The sequence below is a fragment of the Halorubrum halophilum genome (assembly GCF_000739595.1).
GTDB classification, from domain to species: domain Archaea; phylum Halobacteriota; class Halobacteria; order Halobacteriales; family Haloferacaceae; genus Halorubrum; species Halorubrum halophilum.
This window is the reverse complement of sequence record NZ_BBJP01000023.1, coordinates 190,721-210,887: the sequence shown is the minus strand read 5'-3', so window position 1 is coordinate 210,887 and position 20,167 is coordinate 190,721. Positions and strand designations below refer to the sequence as shown.

22 protein-coding genes are annotated in these 20,167 nt (G+C 70.5%); 11 read left to right on the top strand and 11 right to left on the bottom strand.

What is annotated here, in order from left to right; translation table 11 throughout:
- Positions 1-3 precede the first annotated feature (3 nt).
- From ACP96_RS08750 to ACP96_RS08740, 3 genes are read left to right on the top strand one after another with little or no spacing between them, the layout of a single operon-like run.
- A complete protein-coding gene (locus tag ACP96_RS08750) occupies positions 4-792 on the top strand; it encodes a cytochrome b (RefSeq protein WP_050025088.1) in 789 nt (262 codons plus the stop codon).
- A 38-nt stretch (positions 793-830) separates the two neighbouring features.
- Positions 831-1,280 (top strand): DUF7315 family membrane protein, encoded by a 450-nt coding sequence (locus ACP96_RS08745; protein ID WP_050033038.1) that lies wholly within the window; start codon positions 831-833, stop codon positions 1,278-1,280.
- A 4-nt stretch (positions 1,281-1,284) separates the two neighbouring features.
- Positions 1,285-1,563 (top strand): DUF7314 family protein, encoded by a 279-nt coding sequence (locus tag ACP96_RS08740; protein WP_050033037.1) that lies wholly within the window; start codon positions 1,285-1,287, stop codon positions 1,561-1,563.
- A 397-nt stretch (positions 1,564-1,960) separates the two neighbouring features.
- Here ACP96_RS08740 and ACP96_RS08735 read toward each other — a convergent pair whose 3' ends face one another.
- The 8 genes from ACP96_RS08735 to ACP96_RS08700 all read right to left on the bottom strand — a co-directional run bounded on the left by ACP96_RS08735 (position 1,961) and on the right by ACP96_RS08700 (position 8,991).
- Positions 1,961-2,404: a DUF7313 family protein gene (locus ACP96_RS08735; protein ID WP_050025107.1), complete on the bottom strand. Its 444-nt coding sequence runs from the start codon at positions 2,402-2,404 to the stop codon at positions 1,961-1,963.
- A gap of 14 nt (positions 2,405-2,418) precedes the next feature.
- On the bottom strand, positions 2,419-3,240 hold the full coding sequence (locus ACP96_RS08730) for an NAD(+)/NADH kinase (protein WP_050033036.1): 822 nt from the start codon (positions 3,238-3,240) through the stop codon (positions 2,419-2,421).
- A 54-nt stretch (positions 3,241-3,294) separates the two neighbouring features.
- Positions 3,295-4,611, bottom strand: coding sequence for a M28 family peptidase (locus ACP96_RS08725; RefSeq protein ID WP_050025092.1), 1,317 nt, complete (start codon positions 4,609-4,611; stop codon positions 3,295-3,297).
- Between the two features lie 107 nt (positions 4,612-4,718).
- A complete protein-coding gene (locus ACP96_RS08720; protein ID WP_050025093.1) occupies positions 4,719-5,381 on the bottom strand; it encodes a DUF420 domain-containing protein in 663 nt (220 codons plus the stop codon).
- Between the two features lie 106 nt (positions 5,382-5,487).
- A complete protein-coding gene (locus tag ACP96_RS08715) occupies positions 5,488-6,540 on the bottom strand; it encodes an NAD(P)-dependent glycerol-1-phosphate dehydrogenase (RefSeq protein ID WP_050025094.1) in 1,053 nt (350 codons plus the stop codon).
- Between the two features lie 91 nt (positions 6,541-6,631).
- On the bottom strand, positions 6,632-7,330 hold the full coding sequence (locus ACP96_RS08710; protein WP_050033035.1) for a LysE family translocator: 699 nt from the start codon (positions 7,328-7,330) through the stop codon (positions 6,632-6,634).
- Between the two features lie 136 nt (positions 7,331-7,466).
- Positions 7,467-8,126 carry a metal-dependent transcriptional regulator gene (locus ACP96_RS08705; protein WP_050025096.1) on the bottom strand — a complete coding sequence of 220 codons (660 nt, stop codon included), beginning with the start codon at positions 8,124-8,126 and terminating at the stop codon, positions 7,467-7,469.
- Positions 8,127-8,211: 85 nt separating this feature from the next.
- Positions 8,212-8,991 (bottom strand): DUF2103 domain-containing protein, encoded by a 780-nt coding sequence (locus ACP96_RS08700; RefSeq protein ID WP_050025097.1) that lies wholly within the window; start codon positions 8,989-8,991, stop codon positions 8,212-8,214.
- Between the two features lie 89 nt (positions 8,992-9,080).
- On the opposite strand from ACP96_RS08700, the gene ACP96_RS08695 reads away from it, so the two are divergent.
- The gene (locus tag ACP96_RS08695; RefSeq protein WP_050033034.1) at positions 9,081-9,842 is read left to right on the top strand and encodes a hypothetical protein; all 762 of its coding nucleotides are present in this window, start codon (positions 9,081-9,083) and stop codon (positions 9,840-9,842) included.
- Entirely contained in the window at positions 9,839-10,492 is a 654-nt protein-coding gene (locus tag ACP96_RS08690; protein ID WP_050033033.1) for a hypothetical protein, read from the top strand. Before ACP96_RS08695 ends, ACP96_RS08690 begins: the two co-directional genes overlap by 4 nt.
- Here the strand turns inward: ACP96_RS08690 and ACP96_RS08685 are convergent.
- From ACP96_RS08685 to ACP96_RS08675, 3 genes are all read right to left on the bottom strand, one after another.
- Positions 10,489-11,682 (bottom strand): ArsA family ATPase, encoded by a 1,194-nt coding sequence (locus ACP96_RS08685; protein WP_050033032.1) that lies wholly within the window; start codon positions 11,680-11,682, stop codon positions 10,489-10,491. The genes ACP96_RS08690 and ACP96_RS08685 overlap by 4 nt on opposite strands.
- Before the next feature lie 450 nt (positions 11,683-12,132).
- Positions 12,133-12,654 carry a PUA domain-containing protein gene (locus ACP96_RS08680; RefSeq protein ID WP_050033031.1) on the bottom strand — a complete coding sequence of 174 codons (522 nt, stop codon included), beginning with the start codon at positions 12,652-12,654 and terminating at the stop codon, positions 12,133-12,135.
- Between the two features lie 68 nt (positions 12,655-12,722).
- Positions 12,723-13,625: an HD domain-containing protein gene (locus ACP96_RS08675; RefSeq protein ID WP_050033030.1), complete on the bottom strand. Its 903-nt coding sequence runs from the start codon at positions 13,623-13,625 to the stop codon at positions 12,723-12,725.
- A 320-nt stretch (positions 13,626-13,945) separates the two neighbouring features.
- On the opposite strand from ACP96_RS08675, the gene dapA reads away from it, so the two are divergent.
- The 6 genes from dapA to ACP96_RS08645 are packed head-to-tail and all read left to right on the top strand — an operon-like array spanning position 13,946 to position 20,154.
- Complete coding sequence (gene dapA, locus ACP96_RS08670; protein ID WP_050033029.1) at positions 13,946-14,944, top strand: 4-hydroxy-tetrahydrodipicolinate synthase; 999 nt, start codon at positions 13,946-13,948, stop codon at positions 14,942-14,944.
- Positions 14,941-15,732, top strand: a complete 792-nt coding sequence (gene dapB, locus ACP96_RS08665) for a 4-hydroxy-tetrahydrodipicolinate reductase (RefSeq protein ID WP_050033028.1) — start codon at positions 14,941-14,943, stop codon at positions 15,730-15,732. The genes dapA and dapB overlap by 4 nt, the downstream gene beginning before the upstream one ends.
- 57 nt (positions 15,733-15,789) lie before the next feature.
- Positions 15,790-16,629, top strand: coding sequence for a 2,3,4,5-tetrahydropyridine-2,6-dicarboxylate N-succinyltransferase (locus tag ACP96_RS08660; protein WP_050025106.1), 840 nt, complete (start codon positions 15,790-15,792; stop codon positions 16,627-16,629).
- Positions 16,626-18,020: a diaminopimelate decarboxylase gene (gene lysA / locus ACP96_RS08655; RefSeq protein ID WP_050033027.1), complete on the top strand. Its 1,395-nt coding sequence runs from the start codon at positions 16,626-16,628 to the stop codon at positions 18,018-18,020. The genes ACP96_RS08660 and lysA overlap by 4 nt, the downstream gene beginning before the upstream one ends.
- Positions 18,017-18,946, top strand: coding sequence for a diaminopimelate epimerase (dapF, locus tag ACP96_RS08650; protein ID WP_050033026.1), 930 nt, complete (start codon positions 18,017-18,019; stop codon positions 18,944-18,946). The genes lysA and dapF overlap by 4 nt, the downstream gene beginning before the upstream one ends.
- Positions 18,943-20,154 carry a M20/M25/M40 family metallo-hydrolase gene (locus tag ACP96_RS08645; RefSeq protein WP_050033025.1) on the top strand — a complete coding sequence of 404 codons (1,212 nt, stop codon included), beginning with the start codon at positions 18,943-18,945 and terminating at the stop codon, positions 20,152-20,154. The genes dapF and ACP96_RS08645 overlap by 4 nt, the downstream gene beginning before the upstream one ends.
- Positions 20,155-20,167: the final 13 nt, after the last annotated feature.

The window sequence follows — 20,167 nt, the reverse complement described above, 5'->3', positions numbered from 1 at the left end:
CCAATGACCGACGACACCACCCCCATGACGGACGGAGGCACCGACGAGGAAGCGCGCACGGACGGCGGTCCGCCGGCCACCGTACCGCCGGACGACGAGACGCCCACCTGGACCGAGCGCAAGGAGCGCAAGCAGGGCCTCGCACAGCTCACGTACCAGTACTTCGAGCGCTCGCGCCGCGAGGACGAGGACCTCCGCGCGGAGTCGACGTACGTCGAGCGCGACGTGCTCGGCTTCCCGACGTGGCCCCACGAGACGCTCCGGAACCTCGCGATCACGAGCTTCTTCGTCGGGATCATGATCCTCGTCGCGGCGCTGATGCCGGCGCACTTCGGCGAGCCAGCCAACCCCGGATCGACGCCGGCGATCATCCTCCCCGACTGGTACCTCTACTGGTCGTTCGGCCTGCTGAAGCTCAACCCCCTCAACCCGAGCCTGGCCGTGCTCGACGGCAACATCGTGATGGGGAACGAGCTGCTCGGTATCGTCGCCCACGGGATCATCTTCGGCGTTATCGGGCTCGTGCCGTTCCTCAACAAGGGGAGCGCGCGCCGTCCCGTCGAGCAGCCGTTCTGGGCCGCCGTCGGCGTGACGGGCGTCATCCTGGCGTTCACGCTCGCGGCGCTCGCGATCCAGAACTTCTTCCCGATCTCGCTCGACCTGCTGCTCACGCTCACGTTCATGCTGCCCGTGCTGGGCGGAATCATCACCTACGCGGTGTTGAAAACGATGCGTGAAGGGTACATGTACGACCTGAACCGTCGGTACTACATGCTGCGGCCCCCGAAGTAACGGGCCGAAACACCCCGATTTTGCGGTCTCCGTCACCGATGTCACCACCACCCGACCACGACGACACGCAGGCGTTCGACGAGACGGGCGATCCCGTCGCGAAGGACGCCGAGGACGCCGAGGACGCCGAGCGGGATCCACGAGACGAGCCGACCGGGCCGCGCGTCGGTCCCGACGGTCGGGAGATCGTCGTTCCGTTTCGGCTGTATAAGGCCGTCACCGTTTTCTCGACGCTCGCCGCCGTGGTCGCGTACCTGATCGGGTTCACGCTAATCGACGCGGCGACGCTGCAGATCAGCTTCGTCCGGACGACGATCGTCTACCTGCTCAACAGCGCGGGGCTCTACCCGTCCGACGACCTGCTCGTCGCGGTCCTCGCGATCACCGGCATCGGGTTCCTCGTCGCGGGAACGGCGGTGTACGTTCTCGGTACGCGGTTCCGCGGGCAAGGGATGGGAAAGCCTCAAGGCGATTCCAGCGAAACCTGATATAATGGCAGACGAGTTCATCAAGGGGTTCACCCTCTTCACGCTCGGCGGTCTCGGATGGCTCACCTTCGGCGGCTGGTACCGGACGCCCTCGTACTACGACATTGTCCAGCTCGTCAACCCGGCCGAAGGGGTCAGCACGGCCTACGGCGAGATCGGTCTGATCGCCGGCGACGCCTCCTTCTGGCTGATGATCCTCGGTGCGCTCACCTTCTGGGTATTCATCCCGATGAGTCGCCAGCTCCGGGACATACTCGGCGACGAAGCCGAGACCGCGAACTGACTCCGACCCTTCTGCCTCCGTTTTCACCCTCTGCCCCGTTTTTCGTCGTAGTGTCTGCTTCGCGTTTCGGTCGCGCCGGCTCGCCGTTGCTGTCGCCGTGTCTCCGGTTCTAACTCGAAGACGCTCGCCCCCCGATAGAGAGTGCGTCCGGAACGACGTAGTTAGCCCGTGTTGCTCCGTTGCACTCTATCGGACATCCTCTCGTCCGATACAGTGGGCCTTTGATTGATAACGGGAGTGGGTATAGCGAATTGGTGGAACGGTTATTTATAAGCGATCGTCGCTGTCGCTCAGGTCTTTTTAAATATGCTCCTGCCACCGACGATCTGCAACACCCACTCCCGCTATCGATCGTGGCGGTCAAAGACGAAATCTGGTTCGTCGGGACGCGCTCGGCTTACGCGACGACGAACTGGTTCCAGATCCCCGAGACGAGGAAGAACAGCGAGTAGTAGGCGACGAACACCATCAAGACCAACGAGGCGGCGATCGAACTCTTCGGGGCCTCGATCGGCATGTCGTTGCGCGCCTCGACGTTGCGGGCTTCCAGCTCGAACAGGTCGGCGATCAGCATCGTGATCACGATCACCGCGAGGATCGTCCCGCTAACGGGTGCGGCGAGGACGAACAGGAGCGTCAAGAGCAGCAGCCCGATGTTCGTGAACGCGTGGGGCGTGTACGGATCGACGCTGTCACCGTCGTCCCCCTGTTCGACGTGGTGCCGGTGCGCGATGTGTCGGGTCGCGAGGTTTGCGACCGCCATCACGAGTATCGCGTACGGCAGCATCGGTCCGACTTCGGACAACCAGCCGAGCGGAACGAGGAACTGCAGTGGGTCCATACCGATCATTCCGGTCACGAGTTATTAGAGTGTTTCCGATCGGCGCGCTCGCGACGGCCCCTCGGCACCGCGAACGCGACCCCATCGACCGTCTCGATCTCGATCGGCCGGTGCGGCTCGACGGCGCCGCGTCGCTCCCCGTCGACCACGAGCCCGATCGGCTCGCTCTCTCGTTCGACCGTGAGCCGCACCCGATCGCTCGCGATCCACGCGTCTGTCCGCGTACTGAACGGAGCGATCGGAGCGACCGCGAGCCCGCCGCCGGGCTCCACGAGCGGGGCGCCGATAGCGTTCGCGTACCCGTCGCTTCCCAAGGGGGTCGCGACGACGACGCCGTCGGCGCGGATCGACTCGTCCCGGCCGCGAGAGAACCCGACCGCGAACTCCGAGATCCGCGCCGGCTCGTCCGTGACGAGGGCCACGTCGAACGCGGCCCGCACGGGCGGCTCCGTTCCGTCGCCGACCGCGAGGACCGGACGTGTGACACGGGCGACGGAGTCGCCGGTCCCCGAGTCGTCGAGCAGCCGCCGGAGCGCCTCGACTGCGCCGTCGCGGTCAAACGCGAGCCGACGCTCCGCGACGGGGACCACGGTGCAGTCCGGCGCCGCGACGACCGCGTCGCGGATCGCCTCGTCGCCGACCGCCACGAGGAGGGTCGCATCGGGTGCGTCGGAGAGCCGGTCGGCGATCGCGCTCGCCTCGGCGCTCCCGTGTGCCTCGGCGCTCGCACTCGCGAGTTCCACGACACGACCGCCGGCGTCTCGGACCGCGTCTCGGAGTTCGGACGCTCGCCCGTCGTCGCCGGCGACGGCGACACGGCGTTCCGACGCTTCCATGTCCGGGGATGCGACCGGCGGGAGTGAAAACCTCCCGGTTCACGGCGGGCAGGGCTAGAAGGGCCAGTCCCCGGTTATCTTCATCCCCGTCGCCTTCCCCTCCCGTTCGAGCGCGTTCGCGATCTCGTCGGTGGGCCGCCGCGCGGTCGAGGCGTCGTCGCCGGCGAGGTCGACGACCAGTTCCGTCAGGAGGATCGCCTGCTCGCGGAGGTTCCGCGACTCCAATTTGTCGAGCGTGTCCGCGCCGGTGTGCCCCCAGCCGCGACCGCGCCCCGCCGTCTCCCCGGAGACCATGTACCCGGGGATCCCGCGCTCGACGAAGGGCCAGTGGTCGCTGTGGGGGACCAGCTCCCCGCCGAGCGAGATCGGGTGGTCGAACCGGTCGCTCACGCGCTCGCCGGCCGCCGCCAGCGCGTCGAAGCCGTGGTGATCGAGCCGCAGGGTGCGCCCGAACACGTTGCTGTCGACGTTGACCACGGCCTTGACGCGGTCGGGGTCGACGCTCGCGGCGAACTTCGAGGAGCCGACGAGCCCCACCTCCTCGGCGCCGAAGCCGACGAACCGAACCCGCGTGTCGAGCTCCGCCTCTCGGGCGGCGAGGGCGTTGGCGACCTCGACGAGCGACGCGGTGCCGGCGCCGTTGTCCATCGCGCCCTCGGCGAGGTCGTGGGCGTCGACGTGGCAGGAGACGACGAGGTACTCGTCGGTGTCGGGTCCGGTATCGGCGATCGCGTTCCCGCTCGTCGCGTCGGGCGTCTCGCAGTCGACGGCGACGGTGAGTTCCTCCCCCTCGCGGCGGCGCGCGAGCCGCGCGCCGGTCTCCTTCGAGACGCCGACCGCCGGGATCTCGCCGATGGGCGCGTCCGCGGTGCCGACGCTCCCGGTCGGGGGAAGTGTTCCCTCGGCGTGGTTCGCGAAGACGAAGGCGGCGGCGCCGGCCTCGACGGCGTGGTAGTACTTCTCGCGTCGGTGGACGAACCGGTCGACGGAGTCGGGGGTGTCAGAGGAGACCATCACGACTTTCCCCGTGAGGTCCTCCTCGAAGTCCTCGGGGACGCCGTACCCCAGATCGACGAACTCGCCGGTCGCCTCGCCGCTCGGGCTCCGCGGGAGCGCGATACAGGCGTTCATCCCGCTCGCGACGGCCTCGTCGCCGCGTCGGATCTCGCTGTCGCCGCGCTCCCAGCCCTGGATCTCGAACTCCTCGATCCGGGCGTCGCGCGCGCCGGCCTCGGCCAGCGCGTCGCGGGTCAGTTCGAGGCCGGCGCGCTCGCCGTCGGAGCCGGCCATGCGATCACCGATGTCGACGAGCGATTCGAGGTGGTCCCAGCCAACGTCGCTCGTGAAGACGTCGCCGATCCAGTCGGTCATGCCTGTGGGTGACCGGGGCGCGAGTCAAGCGTTTCGGTGGCGGTGGGCGGGGCCGGATCCGGGGGTCGCTGGGGCGAAGAGAAGCGTGGGGGTGAGGGGAGCGCGTTCTACGCTCCGGGAACCATCGGAACGAGCGCCGTCGCGGCCTCGGCGGCCGCGAACGTCGAGTCGTACGCGTGGTTCAACATGAGGTAGGTGACGACGCCGAGCACGAGCGAGAGGAGCCACGCGCTCGCGGCGATCCGGCCCACCCGGCGGTGCGGGGTCTCGTTCCGGAGCTCCGCCTCCGAGTGGGTGAGCCCGAGGACGACGGCGTAGAGGACGACGGGCACGGCGACGACGGAGAGAATAATGTGGATCGCGAGCATGATGAGGTACGCGGGGTAGATCCACTCCCACAGGGGGACCCACGCGTACGCCGACTCCAAGACGAACTCCCGCGTCCCGCCGCCGGCGACCTTCGGCAGGTACAGCCCGAGGAACACGAGGATGAGGGCGAAGGAGGTCGTCATCGCCGCCGCGTGCTTCTTCACCTCGCCGTTGCGGATCCAGTACCACCCGAGCGAGAGCGTGGCGATCGTGACGGTGTTGACGGCGGCGATGGCGTGCGCGAGGAGGTCGACGGTGCTCCGGGTCAGTTCGGGGAACAGCGCCTGAAACTCCGGGACGAGGAACACGCCCCCGACCGCGCCGTAGCCGACGACGGTGAGGAGCACGGTGACCGCGCCGGCCCGCTCTTTGACCCGGTCGCGAACGCTGGCGGTGGACATACGCGTCGTTGTCGCGGGACCGTTAATTCCCTTTCGAGCGCGGAACGGGTCGCCGGCTGTCGGCGGGTCGGATCGCAGATGGGTCGATCACTCGTGATGAGTCAATTCACCCGTCGATGACGCCCGTCGCGGTCGCGACCTCGATCGCGGCCGCCTCGTTGATCCCGCCCTGCAGGATCGTGTACCGGTCGCGGATCTCGTGGGCGCTCGTGAGCGCGGCGATCAGCTCCGCGTCGTCGATACCGAGTTCGGCGGCGGTTGTCGGGGCGTCCAGTTCGGCGAGCGCGTCGCGGATCGCGGCCCACTCCCCGTTCTCGCCGCTGTGGAGGTACTCGGTCATGATCGAGGCGACGCCGACCTGGTGGCCGTGGAGCGCCCGCCCCGGCGCGCTCCGGTCGAGCTGGTGGGAGATGAGGTGTTCCGCGCCGGAGGCGGGCCGCGAGGAGCCCGCGATCGACATCGCGACGCCGGAGGAGACGAGCGCCTTCACGACGACCCACGCCGACTCCTCTAACCCGGGCCGGATCATGTCGGCGTTCTCGACGAGCAGCTCCGCGGTCATCTCCGAGAGCGCGCCCGCGTACTCGCTGTACTCGACGTTGCGCAGCCGGCGCGCGAGCCGCCAGTCCTTCACCGCGGTGTAGTTCGAGATGATGTCGGCACAGCCCGCGGTGGTGAGCCGCCAGGGGGCCTCCGCGATCAGCGTCGTGTCCGCGACGACCGCGAGCGGCGGGTCGGCCGCGACCGAGTGGCGCGTGTCGCCCTCGGGGATCGACGAGCGCCCCGAGACGATCCCGTCGTGGGAGGCGACCGTGGGGACGGAGACGAAGCCGACGCCGAGGTGGTCGGCCGCCATCTTCGCGATGTCGATCGGCTTCCCGCCGCCGAGTGCGATCAGGTAGCCGGGGTCGACCGCCTCCGCGGTCTCGGTGAGCTCCTCGACGGCCTCGAAGGAGGCCTCCTTGACGACGGCAGTCGCGGGGTCGTCGAACTGCGCGCGCACCCGGTCGCCGGCGATGTCGTTCGGCGTCGGGCTCGTCACGATCAGCGGCCGCCCCGTGAGGTACAGCTCGCCGACCGCCTCCCCGAGGTCGTCGAGGACGCCGTGCCCCACGAGCACGTTCCGCGGGAGCTTGATCCACGTGGTCTTCTCGAACATACCGTGGCGGTCGCGCCCGCGGGTGAAAGCCGTTGTCCATGCGAATCGTCGCCGTCGCCCCGGCTCTCCGCGCGGCTCCGGCCGCCGGGGCTCAGACCCCGAGCGCCGCCAGCGTCGTCGCCGCGTCGTAGAGGAAGTAGACGCCGAACCCGGCGAGCACGACGGCGGAGCCGACCGCGACGAGCGGCGCGAACGTCTCGATCCGGCGCTCGGCGGCGACGAGCCCGGTCGGGAATCCCGTGACCCACGTCAACACGCCGAGGAAGAACCCGCCGATGAGCGCCGGCGAGCCGGTGGCGACCACGAGCGTCCCGGCGAGCTCCTCGCCGATGACGGGGAGCCGAGCGAGCACGTCGAGCTCGCCCGGGCGGAGGAGCCCGACGCCGATCGTCAGCCAGAACAGCACCTGGTACGGGTTCGTCAGGGCGAGCACCAGCGCCTTGCGGAACCCCTTCCCCTCCGCGACGACCGGCTCGTCGCCCGAGGTGGGTCTGAACGACGCGCGCGCGCCGCGGGCCGCGTCGACGGCGAAGTACAGCATCAGGACGCCGCCGACCGCGACCATGGCGCCCTGTAACAGCGGGAACGACTCCACGACCGCGACGACGCCGAGGTACGCGAGCACGAAGAAGACGGCGTCGGCGGTCGCGGCGCCGAGGCCGGCGCGGAAGCCGGCGAGGCGACCGCGCAGCACGGCCTCCTCGGCGATCACGGCGTTCATCGGTCCGGGCGGGGCCGCGAGCGCCAGCCCGAAGACGACGCCGGCGCCGAGCGTTACGAGGAGACTCACACCGTTCGAGAGGGTCGTTTTCGTGAAAAGCCTCGCGAACGAATGGTGGGCGCCACGGGCGAAGAATCGACATCGATGTACGGGTGTGGACGATGACGGTCGGACGTTGCGGTCGGCTGGGAACGGGGAGTCGGGATCAACCCGCGTCCTCGACCCGGATCGCGCGGGCGACCTCGGCGGGGAGGCTCTGCTCGCCAGTCGGGGTCGCCACGGTCACCATCCCGAACGGGGCGACGTCGATGACTTCGATCTCGGTGCCGGGCGTGATCCCGGCGTCGGCGAGGTACTCCAGCTCGTCCTCGTCGCGGTCGGAGACGCGGGCGACGACCACGCGGTCGCCCTCCTCGCGGTCCGCGAGCCGCGCGCCGCTTCCCTCGTCGACCGGTTCGAGGTCCGCGCTCGGGATCGGGTCGCCGTGGGGGTCGACGGCGGGGTCGCCGAGCGCCTCCGCCACGCGCCGCTCGAACGCCTCGGAGATGTGGTGTTCCAGGGCGTCGGCCTCCTCGTGGACCTCGCTCCAGTCGTAGTCGAGCCGCTCCGCGAGGAACGCCTCCAGCAGCCGGTGGTGGCGGACGATCTCCAGCGCGACCGCCTCGCCCTCCGCCGTCAGCTCCGCGCCGCGGTACGGCTCGCGCTCGACGAGTCCGCGGTCCTCCAGCTTGCCGAGCATGTCGGTAACCGACGGCGAGGTCTTATCGAGGTACTCCGCGATCGCCGACGTCGAGACGGGGGGCTCCTGCTCGGACTGGAGGACGTAGATAGCCTTCAAGTAGTCCTCCATCACGTCGCTCAGCATTTATAAGCGATCGCGCGCGACGGCGGAAATACCTACCGGGAGGCGGTCCGGTCGGTCGCGGGAACCACCCCGCGCTCCCGGCCCGTCAGTCCTGTAGCTCCGCGTCCCGCAGCGCCTCGTTGAGGTCCTCGCGGACGCGCTCGCCGGTCTCGCGGTCCATCGCGGTGGTGACGATCCGGTTCTCCTGCACGCTGGAGCCGTCGCGGAGGAGGAGCCGGACGTTCCCGTTCGTCCCGGCGCGCGTCGCCTTCGCGCGCAGGCCCGTCCGAGAGCCGGTACCCCCGGCGTCAATCGGGCCCGGGACGATCTTCTTGACGTGCGGGTGTTGCGCGACCGTGCTCACCGCCTTCCGCCCCTTGCGGTCGCCGATGAGCGTCGAGTGCGACCCGCCGATCTTCTCGCGCGGCGGCGTCTCGACCACTTTTAAGGCGCGGTCGCCGCGGCGGTCGAGCACCCACGAGACGACGGGGGTCGTCTCGCTATCGCCGTCGGACTCCCCGCTCTCTCCCTCGCCTGCTCCCGCCTTCGCGTCAGGAACGCGGTAGAACTCGTGGTGGACCTGCGCGCGCGTCTCGCGGAGCGGTTCTCGAGTGCCGGCGGCGTAGACGGTGTCGGGTCGTTTCCGGCGGATCTCGTCGGCGACGCGCCCGGCGAAGTTGCGGAGCTGGATCTCGGTCAGCTGCTCGTCGCTCTCGGGCCGGGTGGTCACGGTCGTCTCGCCGACGACCTCGTCCTCGTCGAGCATCGTGAGCCGGGCCCGGTCTTCCTCGAACTCGACGACGACCGCGTCGGCGTTGGCGGTGTTGCAGGTGAGACAGTAGTCCCCGGGCTTGCGGAGCGGGGTTCCACACCGCCGGCAGTTCATAGCGAACGGAGGGACGTGAGGGGTAAAAGGGCGTTCGTTCGCCGTGTCGCAAGGCAACCCATATAGTGGGGCCGGTCTGAAGGGAAGGCATGACTACCGACCGATCCGGGGTGGACGCCCCGGACGGGGATTCCGAGGCCGAGGTCGACGGGGGCGATCCGGCCGACTCCGACCTGGCCGACTCCGACCTGGACGACCTCGATCCGTCCAGTCCCGATCCGGCCGCCCCCGAGCCGGATATCCCGGAGGGGAACGCCATCGAGGACCGGCTGGCGCGACTGTTCCGTAGCGGGCGGACGAACGCGCTGATCGCGTGGGCGATGGTGGCGGTGCTCGTCGCCGTCTTCGTCGAGAGCCTGCTCGACTTCGACCTCCTGCCGATGGCCCTCGTCGCCGCGATGGCCGCCGTCGTGGTGGCGCCGGCGGTCGCGGCGCGGGACCCGCGGGTGATGCTCCCGTGGGAGGTGCTCGGGCTGGCGCTGTTGCCGGTGCTGGTGCGTGCGCTCCTCGGTGGCGAACTCGGGACGTTCGCGACGTACCTCGCGATCGCCGCGTTCGCGCTGATCATCACCGTGGAACTCCAGATGTTCACCACGCTACGCGTGACACACTGGTTCGCCGTGGTCTTCGTCGTGATGGCCACGATGGCGACGGCGGCCGCGTGGACGATCCTGCGGTGGAACGCAGATCGGCTGCTCGGCACCGAGTTCCTGACGACCAACGAGGCGCTGATGATCGAGTGGATCTACGTGACGCTGGCCGGACTCGTCGCCGGTGTCCTCTTCGACTCCTACTTCCGGCGGCGCACGGCGCGGCTCCGCCGCGCGATAGGGTGGGTGGTGCGCCGATGAGCGTCCGCGGCGCCCTCCGCGCCCGCCCGTCGCTGCGGACCCAGCGGCGGCTCACCAGGGCGATGCAGATCCTGCTCGTCGCCATCGTCGGGTACGGCGTGGCCTACGGCCAGCCGAAGGCGATCACTAACGGCGGGCTCGGCCTGTTCGTCACGTTCATCCCGGCCCTGCTCGAACGGAACTACGACATCCCGCTCGACCCGTGGCTCGGCGTGTGGATCACGACGGCAGTGCTGTTACACACCGTCGGATCCGCCGGGTTCTACGCCCGCGTCCCGTGGTGGGACCACCTCACGCACGCGCTGTCGGCGTCGCTGGTCGCCGGCGCGGGGTACACGACGCTACGCGCGGTGGACCTCCACAGCGACGAGATATACATCCCGTCGCGGTTCGCGTTCGTGTTCATCCTCGTGGTGGTGCTCGCGTTCGGCGTCGTCTGGGAGCTGTTCGAGTTCGGGCTCGACATCCTCGCCGACGAGACGGGCATCGAGATGCCGCTCGCCCAGTTCGGGCTCGACGACACCGTGGCGGACCTGACGTACAACTCCGTGGGCGCGCTCCTCGTGGCGCTCTTCGGTCAGGCACATCTCACCGGCGTCGCGGAGCGGGTCCGGGAGGGGCTGTACGGGGCGTTAGACGAACGGTCCTAGCGCAGACACGCGGCCACGACCCGCAGCGCGGCCTCCCCGCGGACCTCCTTCGCGAGCAGGGGCACGCGCTTCACGTCGCGCCCGCGGAACAGGTCCGTCGCCCGGCGCAGCGCCGCCTGCTGGACCTCCCACCGGCGCGCGCAGAACTCGCAGGTGTCCGGGTTCGGCTCGACGATCCAGTCGGGGTCGATCGTCGGCGCGCTCCCGTCGTCCGCGTCTGTCCCGGTCACGTCGCCGATACCCTCCATCACGCGATTCACGACGAGCGTGTTCACCGGAATCCCGAACTCGTCGAGCCGCGCGACGAGCCGCTCGGACTCCGCGACGCTCATCTCCTCGGGGATCGTCACCACGCGGAAGTCGGTCTTCGCGGGGTCCCGCAGCACGCTCCGGAGGCGCTCGATCCGCTCGCGGAGCTCGTCGAGGTCGGCGGAGGGGTCGGCGTCGTCGTCCCCGCCGCCGAACATCCCCTTGATCCCGTCCATCATCCCGGAGAAGCGGTTGCGGAGCTTCATCACCCGGCCGATCATCGAGTCCATGATCTCGGGCAGTTGGAGGAGCCGGAGGGTGTGCCCCGTCGGCGCGGTGTCGACGACGACCCGGTCGAACCGCGGGTCGTCGAGGTACTCCAGCAGCTGGCGCATCGCGGCCGCCTCGTCGGCGCCGGGCATCGTGCCGCCGAGGAGGGAGCCGAGGCCGGCCTCCCCGTCTTCCGCGTCGCCGGCGGGGCCGTCCGCGCCGCCCATCATCCCGCCCATCGCGTCCCCCATCTCGCCCATCCCGCCGAGGGGGTCGCCGTCCGCGCCGAACATCCCCTCATCCATCGCGTCGTCGGGGTCGATCTCGGCGGCGTACAGCGGGATGTCCTCGCGGATGCGCGACGGTTCCGCCGGGATCTCCGTCTCGTAGGTGTCGGACAGCGAGTGGGCCGGGTCGGTGGAGACCACCAAGGTGTTCACCCCGCCGGCCGCCGAGGCGAGCCCGGTCGCGGCCGCCATCGTCGTCTTCCCGACCCCGCCCTTCCCGCCGTAGAGGACGTAGTCCGGGGCGTCGACGCCCACCGGGAGGTCCGTGGCGGCGTCGGTTTCGGTCGGGAGGTCGGTCTCGTCGCTCGCGGGGTCGACGCTCTCGTCTCCCTCGGTCTCCGACTCCTCGACGCGATCCACCGGCTCGACGTCGATATCGTCCATACCGAGTCGTGGGTCCGGCCCGCTTGTGTACCCGTCGGTCCCGATACGGAGGCGTGTAGTGGGTGATTGGGAGATTCGGTGATTCGAGAGCGCGAGTGAACGGAGTGGCTATCGTCGATCGATTATATATGGCTGTTGACGGATCGACAAAGATCACCTCCAAAGCCCCAGCCGTGAGGCGGGCGCACGCTCGCTGCGCTCCTCAGTCGCTCGTTTCACTCGCTCCTTGCGGTGCTTGCGTCGCCTGCGCCCGCCTCACGGCTGCCCCTTTGAGTCCCACCCGACCGCAACCGCAGCCTCACACCTCCCCAGCCTCGTCGGTCGCCCTCCGCGTTGCTCCGGGCGCCCGACTCCCTCGCGCGTGCGACTCGCAGCCTGACGGCTGCTCGTCGGCACGCGCCACCGTACATGCATGAGTCTGAAAGCCGCCTCAAAAGCGCTGAGAGCGCACTACTCGTCGATATCGTTTCCGTCGCTCCCGGCCCCGTTCCGCACCTTCACCGCGACCCCGCTCGCGAAGGCCTCGGCCTCGGCGCCGGAGAGTTCGGCCCGCCCGACCGCGAACAGCGCGTCGTCCTCGTCGACGACGAGCACCTCGTCGCCGGGGCGGATCCCGTCGTCGGCCGCGGTCACGAACTTCGCGAAGGTGTTGCGCCCCTCGCGGACGAACGGCTCGCTCTCCTCGCCCACGACCATCCGGTGCCGCGGGGCCGCGAACGCCTCGCGGAGCCGGTCCCCGCCGGCGACGCCGAGGGTGAACCGCCCGTCCGTCCCGTACGAGACGAGCCGGTCGCCCTCCGAGCTGCCGGGGTCCCCGTCCACGTCGCCGACGATCACCTGTCGGGGGCGGCCGCCGCTCGACCGCCGGAGAGTCAGCGTCTCATCCGGGGGGAACAGCGCGTCGCCCGCGCCGGCGCCGAACTGGTAGTCGGCGCCGGTCCGCAGGTCCGCGAGGGCCGCTGCGTCGCTCATACCTCGGCTATCGCGGCCACCCGCAAAGCCGTTGCGACACGAGACGCGGACGGAGTGGCAGAGGCGGACTACAGCTCGATCCGATCGACGATCGATCCGTTGCCGTCGTCGTCCCGGTGGGTGTTGATCGCGATCGTCCGGATCTGGTCTTCGAGCAGCGACCCCTCGATCTTCGCTTTGAGCAGCGAGTCGACCTGGTAGACGCCGGCCGCGTTGTTCATCCGGATCACGACCTGCGCCGGAGTCTCGTCCCCCTCTCGGAGGGAAACGCGCTCGATCGCCTGCGAGGAGACGGTGTTGATGCCGCGGCCGCCCTCCTCGTAGGGGACCCGCGAGCGCCCGCGCTCCATGTCGAGGCCGTCGGCGATGCGGACGATGCCGGCCTCGCGGGTCAGCGGCTGCTCTTCGGTGTGGTGACAGAGGATGGCGTGGAGCACCTCGGCTTTGATCCGCACCTGGTCCGGAACGTCGTAGAAGGAGGGGAGGAAGTCGTCGAGGAAGTCGGCCGCGAGCGGGATCGAGTAGTACGGGTGGTCGTGGCGGTGGACGACGTGGCCGATGTCGTGGAGCGTCGCCGCGAGGGCGATGATCACCGGCTCGTCGGCCTCGTCGAGCCCCTGCTGACGGGCGCCGTTGAACTCGACGCCGCCGGCCTTCAGCAGGTCGTACAGCCGGAGCGCGCGGTCCCGGACGATCTCGACGTGTTTCGTCCCGTGGTCGTTGTACCCCTTCCGGTCGACCGGGTTGACGTTCTGCGCCTCCAGGTACGCCGTGATCTCCGGGTTCGAGTCGATCCGGCCGAGCATCTCGTTGAGCCGGTCGTCGGGGAAGGCGTGCTCCCGGTCGGGGTGGTACTCGTGGCGGTCCGCGTCGCGGTCCGCGTCGCGATCGATGTCGCGGTCCGCGTCGTCGAGGGCGTCGACCGGGTCGGATCCGGCGGGGTCGGACTCGGCGTCTGAGGAGTCGGTCATGAGATCGATGAGGACGCGGCGAGTTATTAAAAGGATGTACGTGGGCGACCGGACGCGATCGACGAGGGGCGCGACGGGCCGGAGCGGCAGTTTCGACCCGAGGCGCAATCTATAAGCGAGCCAAAGACGCATACCGAGGTGTGATTCGACCCGCGTCCGAACGCGGCTCGCCGACGCCGACAGCGACGCGGCTCTTCTCGAAAAAACGCGCGTGAACCGTCCACCGGCGGGAGTGGCGACCCCGTCCCGGACGACCCCCGACCCGCGCGCACCGTCCCCTGACCGACCGCAGACACCGACCAGACACTGACCGCCCACCCATGACGGACACCACGACCACGACACCCTACGGCGCACAGAGCGCGAGCGAGCGAGACCGAACCGACGAACCCTTTGAGGGCGTCTACCCGGCAATGACGACCCCGTTCACGGACGACGACGAGGTCGACCACGAACAGCTCGCTGACAACGCCCGCACCCTCGAACGCGCCGGCGTCGACGGGGTCGTCCCCGTCGGATCCACCGGCGAGTCGGCGACGATGACCCACGACGAGCACGTCGACGTGATCGAGACGGTCCGCGACGCCGTCGACGATATTCCCGTCATCGCCGGCACTGGCTCCAACAACACCGCCGAGGCGCTGTCGCTCTCTCGACGCGCCGCCGACGCGGGCGCGGACGGGCTCCTCCTCATCTCCCCGTACTACAACAAGCCCGAGCCCGCCGGCTTCCTCGAACACTACCGCACTATCGCCGACGAGGTCGACCTCCCGCAGATCGTCTACAACGTCCCGAGCCGAACGGGTCAGTCGATCCCGGTCGACGTGACCGTCGAGCTCGCCGAACACCCGAACATCCAGGGGTACAAGGCCGCCTCCGGGGACCTGAACCTCGTCAGCGAGGTGATCGAGCGCACCCGCGACGAGGCGTTCTCGGTGCTCTCCGGCGACGACGGGCTCACGCTGCCCGTGCTCTCGATCGGCGGCACCGGCACGATCAGTGTCGTCGCCAACGTCGAGCCGGAGCGGTCCTGCGCGATGGTCGGCGCCGCGCTCTCGGGCGACTACGACCGGGCACGGGCGCTCCACCACGAGCTGGCGCCGCTCGTTCGCGAGCTGTTCGCCGAGACGAATCCGATCCCGGTGAAGGAGGCGATGCACATCCGCGGCCGGGGCGGTCCCCGCGTCCGCTCACCGCTCTCGCGGCTCTCCGAGGACCGACGCGAGATTCTGCGCGAGCTGCTGGCCGAGTACGACGAGCGCGCGCCCGGCGCCGTCGATCCCGAGGCCGTCGAGCCCGCGACGGGAGGCAGCGAATGAGCGGCGAGCCGTTGTCCATCGCCGTTACCGGCGCCGGCGGCCGAATGGGCCGCGAAGTCATCTCGGCCGCCGCCGACCGCGAGCGCGTCGCCGTCGCGGTCGCGGTCAACCGCACCCCGACCGACCCCGTGGCGGGAGTCGCGGTCGAGGACGCCAACCGGCTCGACGAGCTGCTCGCGGCCGCGGAGCCCGACGCGCTCGTCGACTTCACTGGGCCCGACTCGGCGGTCACGTACGCCGAGACCTGCGCCGACGCGGGCGTGCCGGTAGTCACGGGGACGACCGGATTCGCGGACGCACAGCTCGGCGATCTCCGGGCTGCGAGCGAGTCGATCCCGGTGCTCAAGGCGTCGAACTTCGCGCGGGGCGTCGCCGCGCTCCGTCGCGCGGTCCGCGAGGCCGCGGCCGCGCTCCCCGGCTACGACGTGGAGCTGACGGAGACGCACCACAACGCCAAGCGCGACGCCCCCTCGGGCACCGCAAAGTCGATCCTCGATGACGTGGAATCTGTTCGTGACGACCTCGACCGGCGCGTCCACGGGCGCGAGGGCGACGCGCCCCGCGAGGAGACCGAGATCGGCGTCCACGCCCGGCGTGCGGGCGACGTGACCGGCGAGCACGAGGTGCTGTTCGCGGGGAACCGGGAATCGATCGAACTCACGCACCGCGCCGGCGACCGCGGGGTGTTCGCCGAGGGCGCGCTCGACGCCGCCGACTGGCTCGCCGACCGCGAGCCCGGCTGGTACGGGTTCGGCGACGTGCTGGACGCTGGAGACGCTCCGGAATAACTACAGAGCATACACACATCGACGAATAAATACCGATACTCATCTATACACCACTCAATGACGCTCGAAGCCGACGTATCCGATCTGTGGGACCGCTATCAGGACGGGCTGACCGCCGCCGACGCGACCGACGAGGACGCCGCCGTCGTCGACGAGTTCCTCGCCGCGCTGGAGGCCGGCGAGGTCCGCGCCGCCGAGAAGACCGGCGACGACGTGACCTCGTGGGAGGCCAACGAGTGGGTCAAGCGGGGCATCCTGCTCAACTTCGGCCTGCGCGAGACCGAGGCGCGCGAGTACGGCGGCGTCACCTACCACGACGTGCTCCCGCTGCGCGACACCGACGACCTCGGCGAGCGCGGCACCCGCAACACGCCGGACGGGACCGCGATCCGCCGCGGCGCGTACCTCGGCAGCGACTGCATCATGATGAGCCCCTCGTTCGTCAACATGGGGGCGTACGTCGGCGACGGCACCCTCGTCGACTCGTGTGACACGGTCGGCTCCTGTGCCCAGCTCGGCGAAAACGTCAAGCTCGGCGCCAACACGCTGATCGGCGGCGTCCTCGAACCGGTGGAGGACGCGCCGGTGATAATCGAGGACGGCGTCTCGCTCGGCGCCGGCTGCCGCGTCACCTCGGGCTTCCGCGTCGGGGAGAACTCTATCGTCGGCGAGAACACCCTGCTCACGCCCCGGATCCCCGTCTACGACCTCGTCGAGGAGGAGGTCATCTACGGCCACCTCCCGGCCGAGCGCCGGGCGTTCACTCGGATGGTGGAGTCGTCCGTCGGCGACCACGATCTCTTCGAGGGCGGCGCGTACAAGCCCGCGGTCGTCGCGACCCACGTCGAGGAGGACACCCTCGAAGCGACGCAGCGGGAGGACGCGCTCCGCGAATGAGCGACCGCGACGCGGGCGGATCGGCCGACGAACCCGCCGACCGCGACGCCGCCGACAACCTTCCGGTCCGACGCGTGAGCGACTGGGACGCCGACCGGCTCGCCGAACTCGCGGCCGAGCACGACACCCCTCTCTACGTGCAGGACCTCGACCGCGTCCGCGAGAACTGCGAGCGCCTGCGCGACGCCTTCCCGGACGCCGACGTGCGGTACGCGGTGAAGGCCCACACCGGTCGGGCCGTGCTGGAGGCGGTCCGCGAGGCGGGTCTCGACGCCGAGTGCGCGTCGGCTGGAGAGGTCGACCGCGCACTCGCCGCCGGCTTCGACGGCTCGCGGCTCCACTACACCGCGGTCAACCCGCCCGCCCGCGACCTCGACTACGTGGTCGGCGTCGCCGAGGCGGAGCCCGATCTCACCATTACCGTCGGCGCCGTCGACACCCTCGACCGGCTGGCCGAGCGCGGCTACGACGGACGGGTCTGCGTCCGGGTGAATCCCGGCGTCGGCGCGGGCCACCACGAGAAGGTCCGGACCGGCGGCGCGGCGAAGTTCGGGATCCCCTACGACCGCGCCGCGCGGGCGGCCCAAGAGGCCGCCGAGCGCTTCGACGTGGTCGGGATCCACGCGCACGCGGGATCCGGGATCGACTCGGACCAGCTCGACAGCCACCGCGAGCTCGTGGCGCGGATAGGCGAGCTGGCGCGGGAGCTTGCGGAGCCGAGCAATAACGGGATGTCCCCCGTCGACCTCGAATACGTCGACGTCGGCGGCGGCTTCGGCGTCCCCTACGAGGAGGACGCGCCGGCGCTCGACCTGCCCGCGGTCGCCGAGGCGACGCGGGAAGCGATCTCGCCGCTCCCCGCGGGCGTCGACCTCGCGATCGAGCCCGGCCGGTACGTCGTCGCCGACGCCGGCGTCCTCCTGACGCGGGTGAACACCGTGAAGCCGACGCCGGACGAGACGGTCGTCGGCGTCGACGCCGGGATGACGGACCTGCTGCGTCCGGCGATGTACGACGCCTACCACCCGATCCGGAACCTCGGGGGCGGGCAAGCGCGCGATGGGAGCGACGCTCCCGCCCCCGACGACCGGTCGGCAACCCCTGTCACGGTCGCCGGACCTATCTGTGAGACCGGCGATACCCTCTGTAGGGACCGAGCGCTCGCCGACCCGGCACGCGGGGACCTCCTCGCGGTCGGGATCGCGGGCGCGTACGGATACGAGATGGCGAACCAATACAACTCACGACCGCGGCCGGCGGAGGTCGCGCTCGACGACAGGACCGCGGCGGTCGTCCGACGCCGGGAGACGCTCGGCGATCTGACGACGGTCGAGCGGGAGGCGAACCCGGATCGAACCGGTCGAACCGACCGAACGGAGGCGGGTCGATGAGCACCCACGCCATCCCGTTCGAGAAGTACCACGGCACGGGGAACGACTTCCTCGTCGTCGACGCCGACTCCGAGGCGGTCGGCGACCGCGCGGCCTTCGCACGCGCCCACTGCGACCGCGAGACGGGCGTCGACGGGGCGGACTTCGACGCCGAACGAAACGGAGGGTCCACCGGTCGACGCGGCGCCGACGGCGTCCTCTTTTTAAGTATCGAGGAGCGCTTCGACCCCACCCGCGTTGTGATGACGCTGGTCCAGCCCGACGGCTCCACGGCGACGATGTGCGGCAACGGCGCCCGCGTCGTCGCGCTGTGGGCCCACGATCAGACGGGCGACCGCGAGTTCATGATCGACACGCAGGCCGGCACTCGGCGCGCCTCCGTGAACGCGGACGCGACCGCGGCCACCATCGAAATGGGCGAGCCGACGTTCGACCCCGTGTGGGTCCCCCTCGCCCGCGACGCGCCCCTGATCGACGAGCCGGTCGAGGGGCTGACGGTCACCGCCGTCAACACCGGCGTCCCGCACGCGGTGGCGTTCGTCGACGGCGGCCGCGACGACCCCGACGGGATCGACGCGGTCGACCTCGACGGGGTGGCCCCGCCGGTCCGTCACGCCGAGGTCTTCCCCGAGGGAGCGAACGTGAACCTCGCGAGCGTCGTCGACGACGGGTCCGGAGACGGCCCCGCCGTCATCGACCAGCGCACCTTCGAGCGCGGCGTCGAGGGCGAGACCCGCTCCTGCGGGACCGGCGCCGTCGCGGTCGTCGCGGCCGCGCGACGGCTCGACCTGATCGAGGGCGGGTCGGCGCTCACCCGTCCCCCGGGCGGCGACCTCGAGATCACGGTGCCGGACCGCGGCCACGCGACCCTGACCGGCCCCGTCGCACGCGAGTACGAGGGAACGCTCCCCGCCGACCCGCGATGAACCAAGCGGCGTTCGATCCGGTCTCGTTCCTCGAGGCGGCTGTCCAAACGTCCTCCCACGAGTCGGTCGACGAGATGCGCGAGTTCGTCGTCGAGACGCTCGACCGGTTCGGGGTCGAGTGCGAGGTCGCCGCCGGCGGCTGCGTGCTCGCGGAGAAGCGCTCGGACGCGCCCGACGACGGGCCGCACCTCGTGTTGAACACGCACCTCGACACGGTGACGCCGCACGTCCCGTTCGAGCGGGGCGAGGCGCGTGAGGACGAGCGGGGCGGCTCCGCCTCCACGGACCCAACCTCCGACGACGGTTCCGAAGACGTGATCCGCGGCCGCGGCGCCTGCGACGCGAAGGGGCCGCTCGCCGCGCTGCTCGCGGGGTTCCTCGCCGCGCAACCGGAGCGCGGCCGGCTCACGCTGGCTCTCACGCCGGACGAGGAGTCGCTGTCGCTCGGCGCGGCGGCGCTGACCGGCCAGTCGCCCGGCACCGAAGACCGGCTCGACGGCGACCTGTTCCTCGTCGGCGAGCCGACCGGCCTCGACGCCTGCACCGCCGCGAAGGGGCGGTTTCAGGGAACCGTCGAGCTGTCGGGGACCGCCGCCCACGCCGCGGAGTTCGCGGGGGCGAACGCGGTCGCGGCCGCCGAGGGCGCGCTCGCGGCGATCCGGACCTTCGACGACGACGCCGACGAACACCCCCAGCTCGGCCCACCGAAGCTCACGCCGACGGTCATCGAGGGCGGCGGCGCGACGAATCAGGTGCCCGCGGACTGCGAGATCACCGTCGACCGGCGGAGCGTCCCGCCGGAGACGGCCGAGGGGTTCCGGTCGTCGCTCACGGACGCGGTCCGGGAGTCGACGCCGGGCGACGTCGGCATCGAGGTCGCGCTGACGGACCGAGAGTCGCCGTTCTTCGAGGCATTCTCGACGGATCCAGACCACGGGCTGGTGGAGGCGGTCACGAGCGCGGCCCGGAGCGCCGGCGAGTCGGTCGGCCTTCGGGCGGACCGCGGCGGCGCTGTCCGCCCCTTCGGCGCGGCGACCGAGGCGTCGTACTTCGCGCCGGCGCCGACGGTCGTGTTCGGCCCCGGCGACCTCGCGGACGACGCCGGGGCGGTGGCTCACGCCGAGCGGGAGTACGTCCGGGTTCGAGAGGTAGAGGCGGCGGCTGAGACGGTCGAGCGCGCTGTGTCGGGACTGCTCGGGGACGCGTAGCGGCGGCGGGAGA

Coding starts and splice junctions, on each gene's coding strand:
- ACP96_RS08745 (WP_050033038.1), top strand. CDS start 831: ATGTCACCACCACCCGACCACGACGACACGCAGGCGTTCGACGAGACG.
- ACP96_RS08705 (WP_050025096.1), bottom strand. CDS start 8,126: ATGCTGAGCGACGTGATGGAGGACTACTTGAAGGCTATCTACGTCCTC.
- ACP96_RS08700 (WP_050025097.1), bottom strand. CDS start 8,991: ATGAACTGCCGGCGGTGTGGAACCCCGCTCCGCAAGCCCGGGGACTAC.
- ACP96_RS08730 (WP_050033036.1), bottom strand. CDS start 3,240: ATGGAAGCGTCGGAACGCCGTGTCGCCGTCGCCGGCGACGACGGGCGA.
- ACP96_RS08645 (WP_050033025.1), top strand. CDS start 18,943: ATGAACCAAGCGGCGTTCGATCCGGTCTCGTTCCTCGAGGCGGCTGTC.
- ACP96_RS08685 (WP_050033032.1), bottom strand. CDS start 11,682: ATGGACGATATCGACGTCGAGCCGGTGGATCGCGTCGAGGAGTCGGAG.
- ACP96_RS08720 (WP_050025093.1), bottom strand. CDS start 5,381: ATGTCCACCGCCAGCGTTCGCGACCGGGTCAAAGAGCGGGCCGGCGCG.
- ACP96_RS08740 (WP_050033037.1), top strand. CDS start 1,285: ATGGCAGACGAGTTCATCAAGGGGTTCACCCTCTTCACGCTCGGCGGT.
- ACP96_RS08715 (WP_050025094.1), bottom strand. CDS start 6,540: ATGTTCGAGAAGACCACGTGGATCAAGCTCCCGCGGAACGTGCTCGTG.
- ACP96_RS08750 (WP_050025088.1), top strand. CDS start 4: ATGACCGACGACACCACCCCCATGACGGACGGAGGCACCGACGAGGAA.
- ACP96_RS08725 (WP_050025092.1), bottom strand. CDS start 4,611: ATGACCGACTGGATCGGCGACGTCTTCACGAGCGACGTTGGCTGGGAC.
- ACP96_RS08695 (WP_050033034.1), top strand. CDS start 9,081: ATGACTACCGACCGATCCGGGGTGGACGCCCCGGACGGGGATTCCGAG.
- ACP96_RS08680 (WP_050033031.1), bottom strand. CDS start 12,654: ATGAGCGACGCAGCGGCCCTCGCGGACCTGCGGACCGGCGCCGACTAC.
- ACP96_RS08735 (WP_050025107.1), bottom strand. CDS start 2,404: ATGGACCCACTGCAGTTCCTCGTTCCGCTCGGCTGGTTGTCCGAAGTC.
- dapF (WP_050033026.1), top strand. CDS start 18,017: ATGAGCACCCACGCCATCCCGTTCGAGAAGTACCACGGCACGGGGAAC.
- ACP96_RS08690 (WP_050033033.1), top strand. CDS start 9,839: ATGAGCGTCCGCGGCGCCCTCCGCGCCCGCCCGTCGCTGCGGACCCAG.
- lysA (WP_050033027.1), top strand. CDS start 16,626: ATGAGCGACCGCGACGCGGGCGGATCGGCCGACGAACCCGCCGACCGC.
- ACP96_RS08660 (WP_050025106.1), top strand. CDS start 15,790: ATGACGCTCGAAGCCGACGTATCCGATCTGTGGGACCGCTATCAGGAC.
- dapB (WP_050033028.1), top strand. CDS start 14,941: ATGAGCGGCGAGCCGTTGTCCATCGCCGTTACCGGCGCCGGCGGCCGA.
- dapA (WP_050033029.1), top strand. CDS start 13,946: ATGACGGACACCACGACCACGACACCCTACGGCGCACAGAGCGCGAGC.
- ACP96_RS08675 (WP_050033030.1), bottom strand. CDS start 13,625: ATGACCGACTCCTCAGACGCCGAGTCCGACCCCGCCGGATCCGACCCG.